The 19,250-nt window shown below is 38.4% G+C and carries 13 protein-coding genes, 1 tRNA gene and 1 pseudogene; 3 read left to right on the forward strand and 12 right to left on the reverse strand.

What is annotated here, in order from left to right; all coding sequences use genetic code 11:
• The 7 genes and pseudogenes from ACFILZ_RS08425 to ACFILZ_RS08455 form a co-directional block, all read right to left on the reverse strand.
• Positions 1–350 (reverse strand): phage major tail tube protein (locus tag ACFILZ_RS08425; protein ID WP_375610883.1); only part of this gene is annotated, 350 nt, incomplete at its 3' end.
• Entirely contained in the window at positions 347–1,492 is a 1,146-nt protein-coding gene (locus ACFILZ_RS08430; protein WP_375610882.1) for a phage tail sheath family protein, read from the reverse strand. The genes ACFILZ_RS08430 and ACFILZ_RS08425, both read right to left, overlap by 4 nt.
• A 146-nt stretch (positions 1,493–1,638) precedes the next feature.
• On the reverse strand, positions 1,639–1,848 hold the full coding sequence (locus ACFILZ_RS08435; protein WP_375607418.1) for a 2-hydroxymuconate tautomerase family protein: 210 nt from the start codon (positions 1,846–1,848) through the stop codon (positions 1,639–1,641).
• 14 nt (positions 1,849–1,862) lie between these two features.
• Complete coding sequence (locus ACFILZ_RS08440) at positions 1,863–3,104, reverse strand: hypothetical protein (protein WP_375682363.1); 1,242 nt, start codon at positions 3,102–3,104, stop codon at positions 1,863–1,865.
• A gap of 88 nt (positions 3,105–3,192) precedes the next feature.
• Complete coding sequence (locus ACFILZ_RS08445; RefSeq protein ID WP_375610880.1) at positions 3,193–5,061, reverse strand: FAD/NAD(P)-binding protein; 1,869 nt, start codon at positions 5,059–5,061, stop codon at positions 3,193–3,195.
• 95 nt (positions 5,062–5,156) lie between these two features.
• Entirely contained in the window at positions 5,157–6,335 is a 1,179-nt protein-coding gene (locus ACFILZ_RS08450) for a YbfB/YjiJ family MFS transporter (protein WP_375682364.1), read from the reverse strand.
• Between the two features lie 260 nt (positions 6,336–6,595).
• A pseudogene (locus tag ACFILZ_RS08455) lies at positions 6,596–6,844 on the reverse strand (baseplate assembly protein); the annotation flags it as partial.
• 781 nt (positions 6,845–7,625) lie between these two features.
• Here ACFILZ_RS08455 and ACFILZ_RS08460 point away from each other — a divergent pair.
• Together ACFILZ_RS08460 and ACFILZ_RS08465 are read left to right on the forward strand one after the other, a co-directional pair.
• Positions 7,626–8,099, forward strand: coding sequence for a hypothetical protein (locus ACFILZ_RS08460; protein ID WP_375607414.1), 474 nt, complete (start codon positions 7,626–7,628; stop codon positions 8,097–8,099).
• A complete protein-coding gene (locus ACFILZ_RS08465; RefSeq protein WP_375610879.1) occupies positions 8,096–9,316 on the forward strand; it encodes an MFS transporter in 1,221 nt (406 codons plus the stop codon). Before ACFILZ_RS08460 ends, ACFILZ_RS08465 begins: the two co-directional genes overlap by 4 nt.
• A 569-nt stretch (positions 9,317–9,885) precedes the next feature.
• On the opposite strand, the gene ACFILZ_RS08470 is transcribed toward ACFILZ_RS08465, so the two are convergent.
• Positions 9,886–9,976 (reverse strand) — tRNA-Ser (locus ACFILZ_RS08470).
• A 314-nt stretch (positions 9,977–10,290) separates the two neighbouring features.
• On the opposite strand from ACFILZ_RS08470, the gene ACFILZ_RS08475 reads away from it, so the two are divergent.
• Positions 10,291–11,487 (forward strand): porin, encoded by a 1,197-nt coding sequence (locus ACFILZ_RS08475; RefSeq protein ID WP_375610878.1) that lies wholly within the window; start codon positions 10,291–10,293, stop codon positions 11,485–11,487.
• A gap of 1,253 nt (positions 11,488–12,740) precedes the next feature.
• On the opposite strand, the gene ACFILZ_RS08480 is transcribed toward ACFILZ_RS08475, so the two are convergent.
• The 4 genes from ACFILZ_RS08480 to ACFILZ_RS08495 all read right to left on the reverse strand — a co-directional run bounded on the left by ACFILZ_RS08480 (position 12,741) and on the right by ACFILZ_RS08495 (position 18,702).
• Complete coding sequence (locus tag ACFILZ_RS08480; protein WP_375610877.1) at positions 12,741–13,505, reverse strand: N-acetylmuramoyl-L-alanine amidase; 765 nt, start codon at positions 13,503–13,505, stop codon at positions 12,741–12,743.
• Positions 13,506–14,340: 835 nt separating this feature from the next.
• Positions 14,341–16,515 carry an isocitrate/isopropylmalate family dehydrogenase gene (locus tag ACFILZ_RS08485; RefSeq protein WP_375610876.1) on the reverse strand — a complete coding sequence of 725 codons (2,175 nt, stop codon included), beginning with the start codon at positions 16,513–16,515 and terminating at the stop codon, positions 14,341–14,343.
• The gene (locus ACFILZ_RS08490; RefSeq protein WP_375610875.1) at positions 16,512–17,243 is read right to left on the reverse strand and encodes an alpha/beta fold hydrolase; all 732 of its coding nucleotides are present in this window, start codon (positions 17,241–17,243) and stop codon (positions 16,512–16,514) included. Before ACFILZ_RS08490 ends, ACFILZ_RS08485 begins: the two co-directional genes overlap by 4 nt.
• 262 nt (positions 17,244–17,505) lie before the next feature.
• Positions 17,506–18,702 carry a multidrug effflux MFS transporter gene (locus ACFILZ_RS08495; RefSeq protein ID WP_375610874.1) on the reverse strand — a complete coding sequence of 399 codons (1,197 nt, stop codon included), beginning with the start codon at positions 18,700–18,702 and terminating at the stop codon, positions 17,506–17,508.
• Positions 18,703–19,250: the final 548 nt, after the last annotated feature.

The following is a 19,250-nucleotide window of genomic DNA, read 5'->3' on the forward strand; positions in this document are numbered from 1 at the left end:
AAGCCTTCGCTATCGACTTTGACCAACCGCCCTGTCACATCAATGGAATGTTCATGCTCACGCCCATCTTCTTCAGAGATCACATGTTTTTTGCCTGTGAATTTATGACGAAGACCAGGAGGACCACCAAAAATACCGATGACCTCAGGGGTATGGCTGCGGATTTTCATTTGCATGCTCAAAGCTTTGACACCAAGACCGCTCACATCAATTTGCATATCAGAGCCCCCTGGTTGATAGGTTTCAGTGATTTCTTCCAACGTAGGTAATTTGAGGGTTTCAAGATCAAGATGAAGATTCACATCATCATCAACAATCAGGGTAAAACCGCGAACAATTCTTAAAGTCATATGTCGCTCCTTGCTGCTTTGCGATAACCCTCTAGCGTATCGCCAAAGGCATAAATCATTTTATTTTGGATATCTTCAGCAAGCCGATTAAAGTAAGCTCCATTGCGCCGGCTGCCAAAGCTTAAATCTTCTAGAGGCGGCACTTCTTCTGCATCAAATTCCACCCGCAATTTCCCCAGTTGTAAATTGCTGTTGGAATTTAAATCGCGGTCAAACCAAACCCGACCACCCAAAAGCGCACCACGCGCAATCATATCATCAAGAAAGCTGGTCAAAGAGCGGGTAATGGCAATAACATGTTGACCGGTCAGGTTTTCATCATTCGCCCAAGGGCGCAAATTGTTAATGATGGTTTTTTCCAAAGCTGCACGGGTGCGCACCACATTGACAAAGCGCCAAAGTGGATCACTGGAGGTGGTATGATTTCCCCATAAAATGCGCCCATTGGCAGCCATTTGCCCATGCGCATTTTGACTAAGTCGTGCTGGAATAAAGGTTGCAATATCGGCTTGGTTAAGGCGATTTGCCTCATGATCAATTTCCCCATCAAAGTAGCTAATGGGGCGTGCTGTCCCTAAAATGCCATGCACATCTTGGTTGGAAGGAGACCAAAAAACACCGCCCCTTTGCTTATCACGTTTGATAAACATGGCTGCTGCAAAAGGACTTGCGGGTTTAACACTAACACCTCCATCAGAATTTGCCACCCGTACAAAGGGATCAATCAAATAACAAAAGCGTGAGGAAAAATCTGCACGATAGGCAAGGCTTTCTTCCGCATTTTTACCCCCCGTATCAAACACGGCAATGGCTTGCAACTTTTCTGCAACCTGTTCCAAAGCGTCTGCCACAGGGTTTTTGCCATTGTCAATCCGCCCTGCACTATAAGCCGGTGCTAAGAGAATTCCAGGCTCTACCCCCAAATGCCCTCTAGCATGCGCTAAGGCATGCACACCGGTCAAGTGAGTATTGGATCCCACCATTTCGGTTTGTGTCTCAGCTATGGTTGACTTTTCTTCCACCCGCACAAGGATAATTTGTGCCTCAATCCCTTGCGCGCACACGGCGTTAATCACATCAAGAGCTGTCCCCCTTCGCCCAAGCTTTTGGATTTTCTCACCCTCATGTGTAAAAACTAACACAGGCTCGTTGAGGGGAAAAACTTGGTTGTCAGCATCAGGAGCTGTAACAACCGCTCCAAGGGCGGTTTGATCAAATGTTGCTAAGGGTCGTGATTTTTTACATTAATTAACCCTATTGACCTTAAACTCTTTTCAAATACACAGAGTTATTCTTTATTTTGAGCTTTTCTTAATTCTGTAATGGGAACTCCACCGATACCCCAATTGTCTGTCTCCACTTCATCAATTACGACAACAGTCGTTTTCGGATTTTTATTCAGAATATTAACTAATAATTGAGTTGCCCCTTCTATTAGTTGCCGTTTCTGTTCAGAGGTAACCCCTTCATTAGTAATTTTAATATTTATGTAAGGCATAAGATCTCCATAATTTACAAATATTGAATAAAAAAACTCAAATAAATGAACGCAAAAAGATTAAACATTAATACATAATAGCTATGCATTTTAAAGCTCGTATCTACCGGTGAAATATGTAGGCTACTGGAAGCAAAAATAGCATTTATTGATACAGGAGAAAGGAGTTGAGCTGCAATAAAGAAGCAAATCCAAACCAAATAATCCGTAACCCCATAAGCCATCGATGACCCTAGTAAGGGAAATGCCAAACTAAATAGCACCATAGGGTGAATTCCTACTACACTGAAAATTGGCAATACAAAGAGAATACAGGCATAACGCTGCCAAACAGAGAGTGATGCCAATGAATGACTAAACGTCACCGGCAACAAAGGAATAAGCAAATCACAAGTAGATATTAGCAGACTACAACCTAGCAACAACATAATTTCACTGGATATACTGCGTATCACTGCCACCAAAGGAGTCAAAAAATCAACACTGAGTGAACTCACACGCTCAATGAGGTATAGAATGCTCGCCGTCAATGCAATGCTTTCTAGTGCATTCAACTTGATAACTGTCAATGCAACGATAAATGTTAGCCAGAAAAATATCAAAAAAATCCAAATTCTTACTCTCTCTCCTTCTTTATTCGCTCTCCTCTCATCGCAAATAATCGGGTTAGCTAGCGGTACAACAGGAGAAATGCACAACAACAACAGACTGAATAGAAAAAGTGGTATCCCCAAAGCAGCGGATGTGAATATTGGTGTTCTAGGCATAGCAGAGAAAACTGTTGCTGCACCGATGCTGGTCGGCATCAGTACCATTGTGATGCTCATCATTCGCATCACAATAGCGGCCAAATGGCGAGAGGGAAAAACACTTTGCTTCAAGGCATCAATCATTAGGGGGATAACCCCCAAACTCATCGGCCAAGCTAGAAACGCAGTCAGTATCGCGATGGACAGGGTAAGCGAACCCTTTCCATAGCGCATCAACCGTTCAGAGAGAAATTCTGAAATACGCCATATATTCATCACATGGCGCAACAATCCCATGGCGAGTAATAGCCAAAAGACATCAGTAAAACGCACAAGCACAGTACCAACATCAGGCAAGTACCAACGCCATATCAGCACTAAAGTACAAGCCAACAGGATGGCCACACCACTGCGTGCATTCCCCTTCAACCACCAGTATGGTATCGTCAAAAGCAAATAACCAAAAACAGTCACTCCAGCCAATGGAATAAGAAACCAAGTTCTCATTGAGATAGATATAAGAAAAATGAATAGCATCAGTATCGCCATTATAGCGGATACGGAGGACATGCGTATCAGGAAGCTTTTTACATCATCAATGTACATTAATTACTGAATCTTTGACTGAGTAGCGCTTAAGAAGCTGCTCGTACATGTCAATGACACAGTGCCCTGCATCCCGCAGTGCACGCGAATTAACTAAAGGTCTAGGCAAAATATATGTATAAAAATTTGGCCCCTCTACTGGATTACCGACCACCCATAATGTATTTTGTATTTGCCCTTTAGTGTCTATAGGATGCTGCTGACAGTCAATATCAATACCACCAGGATGATATCCTTGGTTGATAAATGGCCGGATAATACCCTGAGCAGCCAAATTTTTGATAAAAGGAGACTCATCACGCAACGGAGAAAAACTATCAATCTTGGCCTTGATCAGCACATCTCCATCAACTGAACTGTTTTCATCTTGGAAAACAGACTGAATTTCGAAACGGCTGGTACTAGCATTGAGAACAAGTTTAGGTGAAGGTCCACCAGCCAAAGTCACGATACCAGCCTCCATCAGAGCCTTCAACTCTTGGTTTCGCTGCATTGGTGGACCGACAGAAATACGGTTGAAGTTTGGATTAAAATATTCAATAAAGTACTTGTGAGATGAAGACGTTAACCCGCAAAAATCAATTGCTGAACGTAAGATATCACGGACATCTCGTAGCACATCTGTAGCAGCTTTCACTGGGCCATCAACATTACCTTCAGCGGAAGAATGAAGATCTTCCCTTAAATGCTCCATGAAGAATCTTGTATAATCCTTCAAAGAGGCAAATATTTTATTTCGATGAGGATACAGCAACGCTTGAATACACTGCTCGTCTTTGGAAGTAACAACATAGGTTTCAGGGTCTAGCCAGTGCCCCAGCTGCATACTTCGATAGACATAACACATTTCTTTAAGCAACAGAGGTAAAAGCTGCGTTTCGAAATCCAGCTTCGGAGAACCGTTAGCAATGCTGGATTGCTTACGCAGATGATGTATTGCATCGAGAGTAAGGAATGATGGTATGTATTGCCCACTACCACCCTTTTGATTAATCCCGCGACTACTAAAAGGCAATGTTTGACGGGAGAATAAAGCTATCTTCGGTTCTGTGCCGCTTGGCATGTAGTGCAATTGTCCAGCATTTTCAGTAAAAGTCCCACCGCGACCGTAAGTCAATTGCGACAAGACATCATAGCTAGTTAATCCAATTCCCTGCAGCAGCACACGAGACTGAGATTGTATAGAGTCCAACTTTTCAATTGGATAAGGATTCGAATAATAGTTCAAAAGCGCATTTTTCATTTGGTGAGCAGCGACAAACTGTTGCAGGCTTTCATCATGCGATGAATATATATTCTTACCGTGACCCGTGGTCATATAAACAAAATCTACACTATAACGACAGCCATCTTCCAAAAGAACATCCGTTTTATTATCTTGGTGGATATGGAGATTAATAACCTTTTGTCGGATCTCCTTAATACGAATACCGGAAGGTAAATCTTGCGTGAGTTCTTGGTAAGCCCAAGACAGGTATTCCCCTAACAAACGACGTGATAAATAATCATTTTCTTTGATTTCTCTCCCAACATCATGCTCTGTACGAGAAAAAACACCGTTAATATTACGATAACCTTGTTGAATAGCCCATTGATAGAAATTCGGTCCCTTCCGAATAGGCCCGACACCCTTAACTGTATCATCACCAAATAAAGTAATCTGGCAAGCGACAGTGTTAACCAATAAATGATCTGGCTGATGCACACTATGGGTACCGGTTCCCATCTCATTGGGATCAATCAATAAAATATCAATGTTCCCAGAAAATGGATAATGGGAATAAAGTGTGAGCAAGCGTTCGAGAATACTGATCCCACGAGGACCAACGCCCAAAATAGCGACTGTAGAGTGAAGCATTCTGTAATCTCTCCTATTAAAATAATTTGACTTTCACAAAATGTTTCAAAAAGAATGGAATAAATTCTCTCGACTTTTTAGTGAAGATTGCGGATTTATGAAACGCCAACGACCTTTTTACAAAGACAATATTGACAGATTCCAGCAGCAGCAAAAAGCGCTACAGCACCACAGATAACGGAAAGCGCAATGGCATGTGAACCAAACTGTAAAAAACTCGTCAAGAGAGGTCCTAATATTTGGCCAAAACCGTAAGTTAAGGTAGCCAAGCCTAGCAGATTTATGCCATACGGCGCATACAAACGCTTAGCTAACGGCATAACTAGAGAGGTCGTCCCCATAAAAGTAAATCCAAACCCTATACAACTGAGAACGATCAGTACAAGAGACTGGCTGAATAATGTCAGTAATACGCATCCTCCTTGGATAAGCAAATTGAGCATCAAACAACGTAATACCCCCCACCGATGGGCTCCCCATAACCAAATGAAACAACTAGGAACAATGGCTATTCCGACAAACGACCATAAGTGGTTAGCGAGTAGTGGGAAATTAAATGTTTTCGCCATCAGAGGAAGATATGTCGCGACAATAATATAACCGAACCCAGCGAGCCCATAAATCAGAGCGAGTTCCCACCAAACGATATTTTCGTGTGCCAATGACTCGTTAATAGCAAATTGAGATGCATCAACACGACGTGGAAATAAAATAAATAACACGAGCAACAATATAACAGATATTAAACCAGCTCCAAACCAAATACTTTGCGCGTTCAGTGATTTACTCAAACCAATAATAACATACTCATTACCCAGTAGAATACCAACTCCCACACCCGCATAGAGCGAAGCAATAACCCACACCTTGTGACTATGCTGCATAACCGTCATAGAACCAAAAATCATCATTGCCGCACTCGCGATACCGGCAGCAAAGCGGATAAAGAAGACCAAGTAAAAGTTTGGTGTCAACGCCATGGCAAAAATAAGTGCACTCGTCACTATAGCTGCACCAAATAGCATGTAGGGAGCACGGGATATATTCCCAACTCTGCAAAACGAAAAAAACATACTCCCAATTAAATAACCGCCATAATTAGCGCTAGCTATATAAGAAAGTTGCTTAAAGGTAAACAATCCTTCATCCAACATAACTGGAAATACCGGCGTATAGAAAAATCGCCCGATCCCCATCCCCAAAATCATAATAATCATACCGAATACAGCGACTTTGAAATAACTCAAATCTTGACGATTATTTTTTCCCCCCATTACTCTAATCCCTTAACTAATAATTCGCTCATCCGCATTCTATCTCATCGAGAGTAACACTTATCTCAGAGAATAAAAGCCAATCTAGCCATTTGTTTAGGTAGCCAGAGCAACATATTTAACGATTATTGTCAACATTACTGGATCAGTTATATGCATTTCATCGTTTTACGCCCTACTCCATGTATGATCTTCTCCCTACAAAGCTTCTTTTTCAGAAAAATAATGGCTGAAATTAAGCAGCAATAACAACGAGGAAATCAATCAGCACGCCCCCGTTCAAACAAGACAATATCCCCCAAAGCGACAGCTTCATCAGGTGCGACAAAAATATCCTCACAAGGTTGCGTTATGTTCACATGATGAACGCCCTCAACCATCAAGCGGCTTAGTATCCCACTTAAAGAGAGATCAAGGACAAGCTTTTGCGCACGCGCCCATTTTTCTCTTAAACTCTGCTCCGCTCTTTCCAAAACAAAGGAACCTTCATCCGGAAACAACCAAAAATCAATGGTATTGAAGGGTGTAAAGACTACTTTTAATATAGCTTTGTTTTTTATCAGCAGCAGTAAAAAAGTTTGTGTTTTTTATAAAAATTGAAATTTATTCATTTTTTATCGTATATTTTATGTTATCTTCTTTAAATTAATTAAAAGATCATCGAGTATTAAACTGATAGGATGCATTTTTCTCAAGTGGCATTTTTAGAGAAATGTTGATTTAATCAGTGAAGACAAGCAGTGAGCAAAGTTATAATTTGAAAAGACAGTATATAATGTTTATGATCAATGACCTAAATTAGAGACATGAATTGGGAGAGTTTAATCTTTCTTACAGCACAGTAGATCAAAAAAACAGTAGATGAAGTTTAAAATTCACCATTATCCATCATAAGATGAAAGCTTTCATTCCAAGTTTGATTTTTTTAAACTATTTTCTTGTTCTTTCTGTAATATCTAAAGAATATCTTCAAGCACTCATAAGAACTCTTTTAAGTTGTCATTTCCATGATCAAAGTAATGGTTATCGAGCTTCCATTCAGGATACTGTTTTGCAAAAGGAAATCATCATTTCAGGATATGGAGGGATTTATGTATTTAGTCACAATGTATCATGCCCCCTTCCTCTTATATCAGAAATTTAATTCTTAATTGTAATGACGTGATCAAAAAGCACCTTGCGAGACAATCTTTTTAATAAATAAAGTAAAGATGAATTCTGAAAAAAATTTTTAGACGTAAATTGATACGGAGAAACAGTCAGAAAGAAAGGGGGGGATTACAAATGTTGATGACTATAAAAAAAGATATCAAAAAATTACCAAAAACCGATTTATGGATCATTTGTGCTATTTCAGCTGATCAGCAAAGAGAATGGATCAGTGAATGGTGTATAAAAAATAAACACACCTCTATAAGTTCTAATTATGTCAATGATCTTGCCGTCCTAGGGTCATTTTACAGATCTAGACAAAATGATTACTATGGAAGAAACAGCCCCACAAGCAATTCCCCTCAAAAGATAACAATCTCATTTATGAGGCTTATGTTGCTTCTCATAATCACTTCAAAATTGCATCATTTTCTCTCATTAATACGCTTTAAAGTCCCATATAGACTAAGAGGCCTTTTAAATTTTGGGGTGGTTATGGAAGCCTTCTTTCCACTGATCCCTGAATGGGGATATGAAACCGCTATCTTTTCACAGAAAAATATTCTTTTTAGTGAAAATTCTTATTGTACAATCTATGAAACAACACAATGAACAGACCTCGCACCCTTGCTCTCACCTATGGATCCTATAACGCTATCCGCATGCTGATCGGCGTTTACCATGCGATTTTTTTAATGTCCATGGGAGTTAGTCTGGCGCAATTAGCTCTGCTTCAGGTTGTCTTTTCCACCACCATTCTGCTACTTGATTTTCCCTGCGCTGTTTTATCTGACAGATATCGGCGTAAATATTCCGTTATGGCTGGGGTCTTTATGACAGGAGTATTTTATCTTCTATGCCTTCAAGCTCCCAATATGACGGCACTTATTATTGCGCAAATTCTCTATGCAGCGGGCATTTGTATCATTGTCAGCGCCATTGACGGATGGATTTACCATTCTCTAGGCGATAAACAGGATCACTTTTCGCATTATGCTCATCTCTACCACCAAGTTAACTCTTTCGGAAGTATTCTCAGTGGGATTGTAGGCATTGGAACGATCTACTACTCTGGACGATATTTTATGGGATATATCATCTCATGCCTCATGATGGGATTTATTTTTTTGATATTCCTTATTGTTCCTGAAGAAAAGAAAACAACAATTGAAACGTCCAAAACAAAAACAATCTTGCACAATGCCAAGGAAACGCTCTGGATATTTCAAAATACAGTAGGAGGAGCATGGTTTATTTTCCTCATGTGCCTTTTTAGCGCTGGTATTCAGATTATTTATCATTTCTGGCAACCAATAATACTTTTAGGGGGAAAAATTCATCACCTCAACGGTTCGCAAATGCTCATCTTGATGTGCTGCCATATTGGAGCCTTTTCAGCACAATATTTTTCAAATTTACTGATGTCTAAGTATCATGTTCTTGATAAAAAATATAAGAATTCTATAAAACACTTTTCCTTCTTTTCTGCTCTGATGTGCATAGCGCTCTATTTTTCAGTTCATAGCCATCAAACTGCTGCATCAGTCATCACCTTCTCTTTAATCCATGGATTTATTTGCACTGTACCGATCGGTGCAAAAAGCTTATTTTTTTCAGAACTTAACCAAAAACAAACGCAGCATATTTCCGGTGTTGTTGGTGCTGTCTCTTTTAGCGGAAGAATATTTTCAATTACAGTATTGAGTATTATTTCTTTTCTTCCGGCAAAAGTTTCTCCATCTTACTACCTAATATTACCGACCATTACTTTTTTCATGTGTGGTTTGGTTGTCATGAGATGGATGAAACACTCTCAAAAGTCTCTATGATGAGAGGAAAATTTTTAAATTACCACCCACAATGTTTTTTTCTAAAAGCATTGACACATTCAACTTTCAATATACAATGCAAATATAAAGTAACACGTTGATTTATAATGATAATATGCCAAACGCGAATATTGTAAGATTCTTTCTTTTCAAATCTGCTTTATGGTTGAAACAATCAAAATCATTTGCTTGCACATCATAAGCAAAGAAAGCCGTATAAATAAAAACGATTTAGAAAAGAAAAATGCCTTTTATGAACTCTCATAGTCAAAATCTATAACAACAGGAAGGCAGATATATAATATGCCTCTTTGCATCTTCATAAGTATACAAATAGTGTGGCTTTATAAGGCTTTATACGCCTCACAGAAACTTTTGCGTTTTATACCATACGAGTTGGCGTCGCAAAATGGGCTTATACACATTGCAAAGATATCTCTTTAAAACAAGTGCATAAATTGGCAACACAAGTGTATTTGTGTTTAGAACATGCTTTTTATATGAGAAGCATAATCCCAACGGGATAAACAGAATTCCTACACACAATCGACTGCTTTTATAACAATAGATGGCGGAGAGGAAGAGATTCGAACTCTCGAGAGCCTTTTGAGCCCTACTCCCTTAGCAGGGGAGCGCCTTCGACCACTCGGCCACCTCTCCGACAGAGAGGCATAAATGGTATCAACAGAAAGTTCAAGACTTTTTCGATTTTTTTCCCAAATATCTGAAAATTTTTCTCCTATTGATCCCATAAGGAGCAAAAGTTAATAAAACAAAAATTGTGTCTTTTTTACCACAGCATCTCGAATAGTACATGTATATATTACAAAAAGGTAATTTCATATTTGAAACTCTAAAAAGATTAGTTATAGCTAAGATAACAAGTGCTGCGTATTTACTTATGTCTTTGTCCTTAATGCGTTAGGAAAATGGTACTCTTTAGAAGAAATTTAACCGGACCTCGGAGATCCTATATGAATATTAAATCCCTTTTTTTAAGCTCTACAACAGCTTTTTTAGCTGTTTCTGGAGCTCATGCTGCTTCAACAGTTATCCCCGAACCCGAACCTGTAGAATATATTCGCGTTTGTGATGCCTACGGAAAAGGATATTTTTATATCCCTGGAACAGAAACCTGCATGCGTTTATCAGGAAATGTTCGTACTGATTTTATAGGCGGTGATAATATCGATGCAACAACCGAAACTGAACTAAGAGACAAAAGAAAAACCTATGGCGCTGCATCACGGCTCACCCTTGTTTTTCAAGCAGCTTCGGAAACAGAAATGGGAACACTTCGTTCATATGCAAGAATTTATTCAAACTGGGGGGATGGTAGAGACAACGCTGCTGCAAAGCTTGCAGCGGCTTACATTGAACTGGGTGGTTTTCGCGTAGGTCTTGATGACACAATTTTCAACAGCTGGACTGGTGATTATGGAAATGTTCTCAACGATGACAGCATAGCGCCTGCCGGCACAACACGCACCAATTTTATTTCCTACACCTTTAGTGGTGACTCCGGCTTTTCTGCTATTATCGGCGCTGAATTAGGCAATAATGCAGATTCTCTTCCAGGAATAACAGGATACTACATTGATAAAGATGATAAGCTTGTTTCTATCACTGAGGGTACTCTTCCAAGTAAAGCAATTAAAAATTACACCCCGAATGTGGTTTTGGGTATAAAGTTCATGCAAAAATGGGGTGGTTTTTCAGCAGTTGCAGCATATGATGCTTACTACAAAAAGTGGGCTGGAAAAGTACGTGCAGATTTCAATGTCAACGATCGTTTCAATCTATGGGTAATGGCTGGCTATAAAAATGGCCTTGATTACTACACAGTAAATGAAAATGATGAGTTATCACGAAAAAGCACAACAATTTATGCAAACTGGGGTGGTAAATGGGCTGCTTGGGCGGGTGCCACTTACAAGCTTACTCCAAAAGCAAATTTGAATGCTCAAGTTTCTTATAGTGCTGTAAAAACCTTTGCAACTTCTGTAAATATTGCATACACGCTGGTTCCAGGGTTTGTGATTACACCTGAATTAACCTATGTTTCTTGGAACGATGATCGCGTTGTGACGGATAAAAATAATGATGAAAAACATTTATTCAATAAAAAAAGTGCTTTTCAAGGTATGATCCGTTTACAGCGTTCATTCTAATTCTATTTAAGCTACAGCTTTTAAAAACTGGCAAACCATGTTGCCAGTTTTTATTTTTGAAATCAAATATCATGATCTTTTCCTGATACGTATTGTCTTGTCTCTCGAAAAAAAACCGCCTTAGTTTCATAAAACTACTCTTAGAAAATTAACCTGATATGCTTGATAAGAACACCTCACACGGGCGTTTACACATCACTTCAAACACAATCTCTTCCTTGCCCTTTAAAGCATGAATAACCCCTTTGCTTTATGACTAAATTGGTCTTTCTTGGTAATTTACTTCTAACCTTTGTTAATTTAGGTCATGATCTTCTCAAATAAATTCTACACTGAACAGATAAAATATTGAAAAAACAAGACATCATTGTGTTTTTGATATGCCTGAATATGTCTTCTATCAACACTCTAAAACACAACGTTTTATAACACTGCTTCATTAAAAAACTTAATCATTAAGAAACATGCTGTCAAAACGATGCAAACATCCCCTAAAGCAATAAAAGAGAAAAGAGATATATCTTCAAAAAAATGAATTGACCTCTTCCCCTTCTAAAGAATAGCCCCCTATCAGTAGCAATCTGTAAATGCCCCTATTTTTCTTGAATCTGCATCACTTTGATTTATAATCATAATTTATAATTTATAATTTTGCATGTTTCAATCAACCAAAACCTTTCACTTGTACACGACAAGCGGAGAGAGCCGTGTGAATAAAAACGAGTAAAGAAAACCCTTTTATGTATCGTTTTCAGTTCCAAGGGTTGTCATAACATTGAGATCTAACAAAGTGTACGATAATGCTAGGCACTTTTATTAAGCATAAAAATGAGGATACACTTCATAGAGGATTTTAGATTATATTCTCTATGAACGTCGCTGTAAAATATATGTTGTGATACACACTAAAAAACATTTCTTTAAAACAAGCATGGAAATATACAATACAAGTCCATTTTATTTGAAGCGTTTTATCCTGCGTAGGGCACATGTCATCATATACGCAACATCTTGGCTTTATGCGTTTTTAAAGGAAGCGAAATATAAGACAAAGAAACAATAAAATTTAATCTCTGCAAATCATAGAGCTTTCAGAGTTATGTTTCCATAAAACGCCTTATACCGTACAGGGGATTTTTTACACGATTAATGCCCTTTTTACATAAAGCCAATTGGCAAAAAGCAGCCTTTCCTGATAATAAAAAGGCTTACACGTAATCATAAGCCATATTTTCAATTAAAACGCATTGAATTCACGGAAAATACTTATCAACCAATGCATAAAGAATTGCTGCTGTTTCAACATCTAGAATCCCATCATAATTTTCTTGACGAAAATGAAGTTGAAATGCTCGGATCAAATCTTTGTATCCTGTTTGGGTACACGCAGCAGAAATGTCATATCCATAACATTTTAGCTTCGCCAAAACATCTTCTTTGGGTGGCAAATTCTTAGAGAATTGCTCTTGATAATGACTTTTTAGTTCATCATCATACCATGCTCCTATACCTGCCCTATAAAGCTCTTTCCATGGAAAAGCTGCTCCTGGATCACTTTTTCTTCCAATGGCAATATCACTATGTCCCACCACATCTGTTGGCATAATATCGGGATACCGTTGAAGAATATTCAAGGCAAGTTCCTTAACAGCATCAATTTGTATTGGATTATAAGGAGGAAACATACCCGTCCCATCATGATAAGTCGCTAAATTAACGATTTCAATCCCGATAGATGCATCATTGAGATGACTATGCCCAGCCCATGAACTCACACCCGCGTGCCATGCACGCTCATTTTCATCAACCAGATTAAAAATACGCATATCCTTAAAGCCTGCCTCACGATATGTCTGCTCTGAAGGATCAGGAACAAGATAGTGTGCACTAACCTTTTCTCCTGTAAGTGCCATAATCGAGGCTTTAAAATCAAGAGCTGTATAATGCATGACGAGAAAACGAACGCGACGATTAAAACTCTTGACAGAACGATAACTATTGTAATCAATCTGATACATAAAAGCCCTTTCTTTTTTGCTTAAAAAGACCACTGCACATCACAACAGATAGGATACTAACTGTTAAAATCCGCTGAACTTCCTATCTAGATACTAAGAATTACGACTAAAATTTGTTCATCAAAAACATTGACACTCTTATCAACAATTAAGACACATTTTTATTTCTCTCCCACACACGCATAAAATGTTTTTAACCACATTAAATATTTTCCCCAAAAAAATTCACAAATGACCAATCAAAAAGAAAACAAAAGCGTAAAATGATCACTCCTTAAATCTTCACGTCTTACAGAAAAATAGTTCGTCCTGTTATCAAATTGAAAAATATCGCCCCTCGGAAGTGCCCCCCCAACGATCATGCAATCACACAAAAACTTAAAGGAAAAATTTTATGAGCTCTTTACAGCAATTTATTATCAGATAACAGAACGGCACATGTTCGCAATAAACTCTTCACGGACATATTGTTCAATAAAATTTGCAAAGCTTTCCTGTAAATAACATAACTTCTTGTTTTTTCACAACATCTCTGTTTGATTTACAAAGAATCTCAATTATTTACAACGCTTAAGGCACACAACTGGATTCCTTGTCATAGGCTCTATAAAATGTAACATATTGATTTATAATAATAATTAATCATTATAAATATTAAATGTAGCGAGCCTAATATCGTTAAGTTTTTCTTAATTTTGAATCAATCAAAGTCATTTAATGACACATCAAAAGAAAAATTACCCTATAGACAAAAACCACTGAAGAAAAAGATCAAAGTACTTCTTATAATAGAATGTTCAATAATTTAGGCAATATTTTACATCCCCATAGAGTTTCATTTTTTCTTCTCCATTTTCAAATATCTTTTTAAAACCAACCAAGCGGCATATTCTTGTAAGACGACACCTAAAAGTGGTCGCGTATAGGGAAAAGTTATACGATCATCACCATAACCTTTCATCCGTATAGTTATGGTGGCATGTCCAAGGCTTTCTGCTTGATTTTCTAATGTCTCCAAAGAAGGCTCTAGGCTCACTTCAACCTCAAGCAGTGGAATATCTTGTTTACCTTTTTCTATGGGCTGAAAATATTTTAAAAGCAGCGGATCATTGGCAGACCAACACACCTCTGCATGCATCGCTAATTGTTTACAAGCAGTAGTAACTTCTGCCCCAACCAAATAGGGGTGAAAATGATTTTCAAATTCTTCCACGAAATGTTGTTCCAAGAGCGCTTCTGATTGAGAAACCAGTTGCACCAAAACATAGGGGCTTTTCCATAAAAAATGCCGTTCAAAGGGTTCATTTTCAAGATGATCATCAACCCACTGCGCAATAGTACTTTCATCAATTCCAATCAAAGTCCATGCATACTCTGCACGCGATACAGAAGAATATTTCTTCTCATTGTGTTCTAAATAATTCTCTAAAAGCGCAAGAGCCTGTGATGGTGGACCAGGCAAAACAACAAGTGTACTTCCATCGCAAGAGAGATAAAACCCTGGTGCTGTGCCTGTAGGATTATCAAGCACAGTTGCTGTCTCAGGAAACAATGCTTGACGTGCATTACTCTTATCCGCCGTAATCCCTAATCGTTGTAATTGACCTTTTATTGTTTGCCAAACATCTTCATGATGTACCAAAGGCTGCTTTACAGCTTGAGCAACTCCATCGCGTGTTTTATCATCTGATGTTGGTCCCAATCCCCCACTGATAATGATAAGATCTTCTTGTCCAAGACAAGAAACAACAGTCTCACTGATTTGCTGTAATTGATCAGCACAAACAAAATGACGTGTAACTGGAATATTTCTCTTGTTCAAGCTTTGGCTTAAATCTTGTAAATTCGTATTCAAATATTGTCCTGAAAGGAGTTCATCACCAACGGTAATGATCGCCGCACGACAAACAAAGATAGGATTCACAAGAGAATTGCGAACAGCTTCAGCCATTTGACGGGTAGAGGCTACACCTCCAAGATCATAGGTAACGGTTTTTCCAGCACGAATAACCTGATCAACACTCTCAGACAGTTGTTTTGCTGCATCTTTAAAGCCTAAGTGCTCTAAGAGTAAAGCCGTGGTATAAAGCATCGCAGAAGGATTGGCTTTATTTTGTCCAGCAATACGTAGTGCGCTTCCATGAACAGGTTCAAAACAAGCAATCTCGTTCCCCACATTCACATGAGATGCAAGCTCCCCTCCTCCCATTATACCAGAGCCAAGAGTAGAGAGAATATTGCCAAACATATTTTCAGCAACAATCACACCAAACTGCTCTGGCTTGGTTGCAATCCACAAAGCAACCGCATCAACATTCTGAATATCTGCTTCAATTTCCGGATAGTTTTGCGCAATTTTCTCAAAAATTTCCTGAGCAAACTGACCACTTTCTCGCATAACATTGGGCTTATCAGCAAAAGTAACTCGCCCAAACCCATGTCTGCGTGCATACGAAAAAGCATATTCAAATAACCGTTCTAAACCAAAGCGTGTCTGCAAACGAACTGTCCACGCGGCCTCCTCAAGCCCATATTTTGTCAAATTTGGATGTTTTAGCCAAACGGCTGTTTCAGGAGGAATACCCCGAAAATCCAATCCAGCATAAAGGCCTTCACTATTTTCTCTGATAACACAAAAATGAAAAGGACGTTGGGGACCAAAGATGTATCTTACAGGACATATATTCGCAAACAAACCTAACTTTTGGCGAAGTTGAAGTGCGGGAGAAACATAGCCAAGGTTTTTCTCTTTTAAATGCGGAGCAAGTTCTTTTAAAGCCGCTTCTTTTCCTTTACTGGTTACAGCACCAAGTAAAATAGCATCACTCTGAGTAATTTTTTGCCAAGTCGCTTGAGGAATAGGATCTCCTTCCTGTTTCCAACATTCAAAACCAATATCACCATAAGTCAATTCAATCGGCAATTGGAATTGCTCTAAGACCATCAGCGCAGCATCACAAACCTCTGATCCTATCCCATCACCAGGTAATACAAGTACTTTCTTTTTCATAGTCCCTCCAGCCACTCATCAATAACTGCATCCATCATAGTAGGATTATCCTCCCATAAACGCGTACCAGCACCAGAAACAATCTTATATTCATGGTTCAGATTATGACTTTTCGTCTGATTATCTACCGTTGCAAGTTGCGACTTTTCTCCCACTAAAGCTAAAAATTTCCCCTTATACTTAACTATTTCATCTCTAGCATCTATTTCTAATAAGAGTTTAAACCCTCTTGTCATGCGTTCAATTGCCACGCTTTTTTTTTCATCAGGAATCTCCAATAAGGCTCTTTTTTTCATAATGCCAGAAGGATGCATAAAACCATTGAGTATTTCCAAAGCCCCCGATAAATCATTATTTTCTAAGGAGGCAAGAATATCTCCAAGGCGCCGTTGCAAAACCTTATCTGGATAGCCAGGCGCATTCACAGCAAGCACAGCTTGAACATTGGGAAGCTGTACTGCCAATATTTGTACCAATGTTCCAGCCATAGAAAATCCCACAAGAACTGCGGGCTCTTTAAAATAGCTTTTAAGTTTTTCTGCCATAAAAGATAAAATGTCTACAGCAGAATAATTGAGAACATGAGAACTCTTAGGAAAAAGAGAAAGCGTATCCAGCAGAGTGACAGGGAATCCTTTTGTTGAACATAGCTTTGTCAATGGAGAACAAAAAATACCACCATCCCAAATTGGCATTACAGGAGAAAGAATAATAATAGGAAGGCTCATTGATCAATTCCTCCCCTTATTTTTAAACATGCATTAGAGCCAGAACTCTTCCCACCCAATATAATGAAAATATGTTGAAACTCTAGGCTCATATTCTCCCCCCCATAATAATCGATTTGTTAAACTCAAACTAAGCTTGTAACAAATTTTAAACCCACTCAATCCAGCAACTTAATAAAAAAAATTGATCTAATGTACAGGTGCTCCATTTGTGTAAAACATCAAAAGCATTTCCGCATAATGCTTTCTTTTTATCATTTACTCAGCTTATTTCTGAAGTCATAAAATGACGCGCTTTTTGAATATAAATGATAAAACCAATGAGGCAACACCCTGCTAACAAAGTTGCCATAGCCCGTGGGCTATGACCAGAGATTTTTCCGATAACCGCTGCACTGAGTGCCGCACTTCCTAATTGCAAAGATCCCATAACACCAGAAGCCGCTCCCGCAGCTTTCGGATGCGATGAAATAGCCAACGCTGTTCCTAACGGCAATAAAAAACCATTGCCAAAAGTAAGAACAGCAATAGCCATAAAACTTGTCACAAGGGGCCATGGGCTTAGATACATTTGCAAAGCAAACAGCACACCACCTATCACGAAAATAATGTACCCTCTCCCCACAGTTTTTTCCATAGACTCGCGTTCAAAAAACCATCGAGCCAAAAGATTTCCCAGAATATAGGGAAACGAAACACCAATATAGCTATAACTAATGTGTATCGGCGATAACCCCAAAGTCGTGAGTAAAAAAGGCGACTCCACAATATAAGCAAAATAGGCAGCGTAAGAAAAACACGGAATAAGTGCATAAAAAATAAATTGTTTATTTCTGAAAACGCCTAAATATGCCTTCATCAATCCTACAGGAGAAAAATGCTGCCGTTTTTGAGGGGGTAGAGTTTCGCTTAGCACAAAACAACATAGCAAAATGGTCAAAAATATAAAAAAGCTTAAAAAGATAAAAGTTGCCTGCCAATGAAAAGCTTGTATCAAAAGTCCACCAATGAAAGGTGCAAGTGCTGGAGACATTCCAATAAAAGGGAAAACAATCAAATAAAGTTTTCCAGCCGCTTTTTTATCCAACAAATCATTGATAATTGCACGACTTAAGACAAGTCCCGCACAAGCACCAAGACCTTGCAAAAAACGTAACACAAGAAAAGCGTGAATATGAACCGTATAAATCACACCAAGTGTCGTAAATAACCACAAGAATAAGCCCAATAGAAGTGTTTTTTTACGCCCAAAATTATCACTCAGCGGCCCATAAATGAGCTGCCCAAGTGCCAATGCCAACAAAAAAACCGCCACTGCACTTTGAATTTGAGATTGTGTCACTTGATAATATTGACGCATATCGCCCAGTGCCGGTAAAAAAATATCGGTAGAAATCAGCCCTCCTGTTGATAAACATACGATAAGTATAATGAATGGTAATGTATATTTATGTTTCATCAGGAAAGTCACACTTTTTATTTAGGTATTAAATAGTATTTAATTAAATATAATTATATTTTATGCTTATATATGCAAATAATAATTATTAAAAGTGTTATTATTTTACTTTATAAAAATATTATTTTTTTATAGACAGCATTTTATTTTACAAACTTCACGAGCTAAAAAGTTATCCCCTAAATAAGCTCTCCTATACAAATACTTTGCCGTAATATTCCGTTGCTTTTTTCATTGATATTATAAGCAAAAGCATAATCTCTCTCTCCACGGCAACAGTCTCACTTTCTATACAATATCCATCAACGTTGATCGACAAAACGTAAAGCAGAAAAACAATCTCTAACGTATCTACCCCAAAATCACTATGGTGGCACATAACACAACAATAGCTTGAAGCCCCTATCAACACAAATAATTATGGAAAAAATCTTGATCTATCCCCTATACCATAAAATATAATGCTTTCTCTGCAAACCAACTCACAACCAAATATATCTTACTCATTTCATAAAACTCTTCATCTAAGATAAATATCAAAAAATTAC

This window comes from Bartonella sp. AP40SXNS (genome assembly GCF_042195825.1).
Classification (GTDB): Bacteria; Pseudomonadota; Alphaproteobacteria; order Rhizobiales; family Rhizobiaceae; genus Bartonella.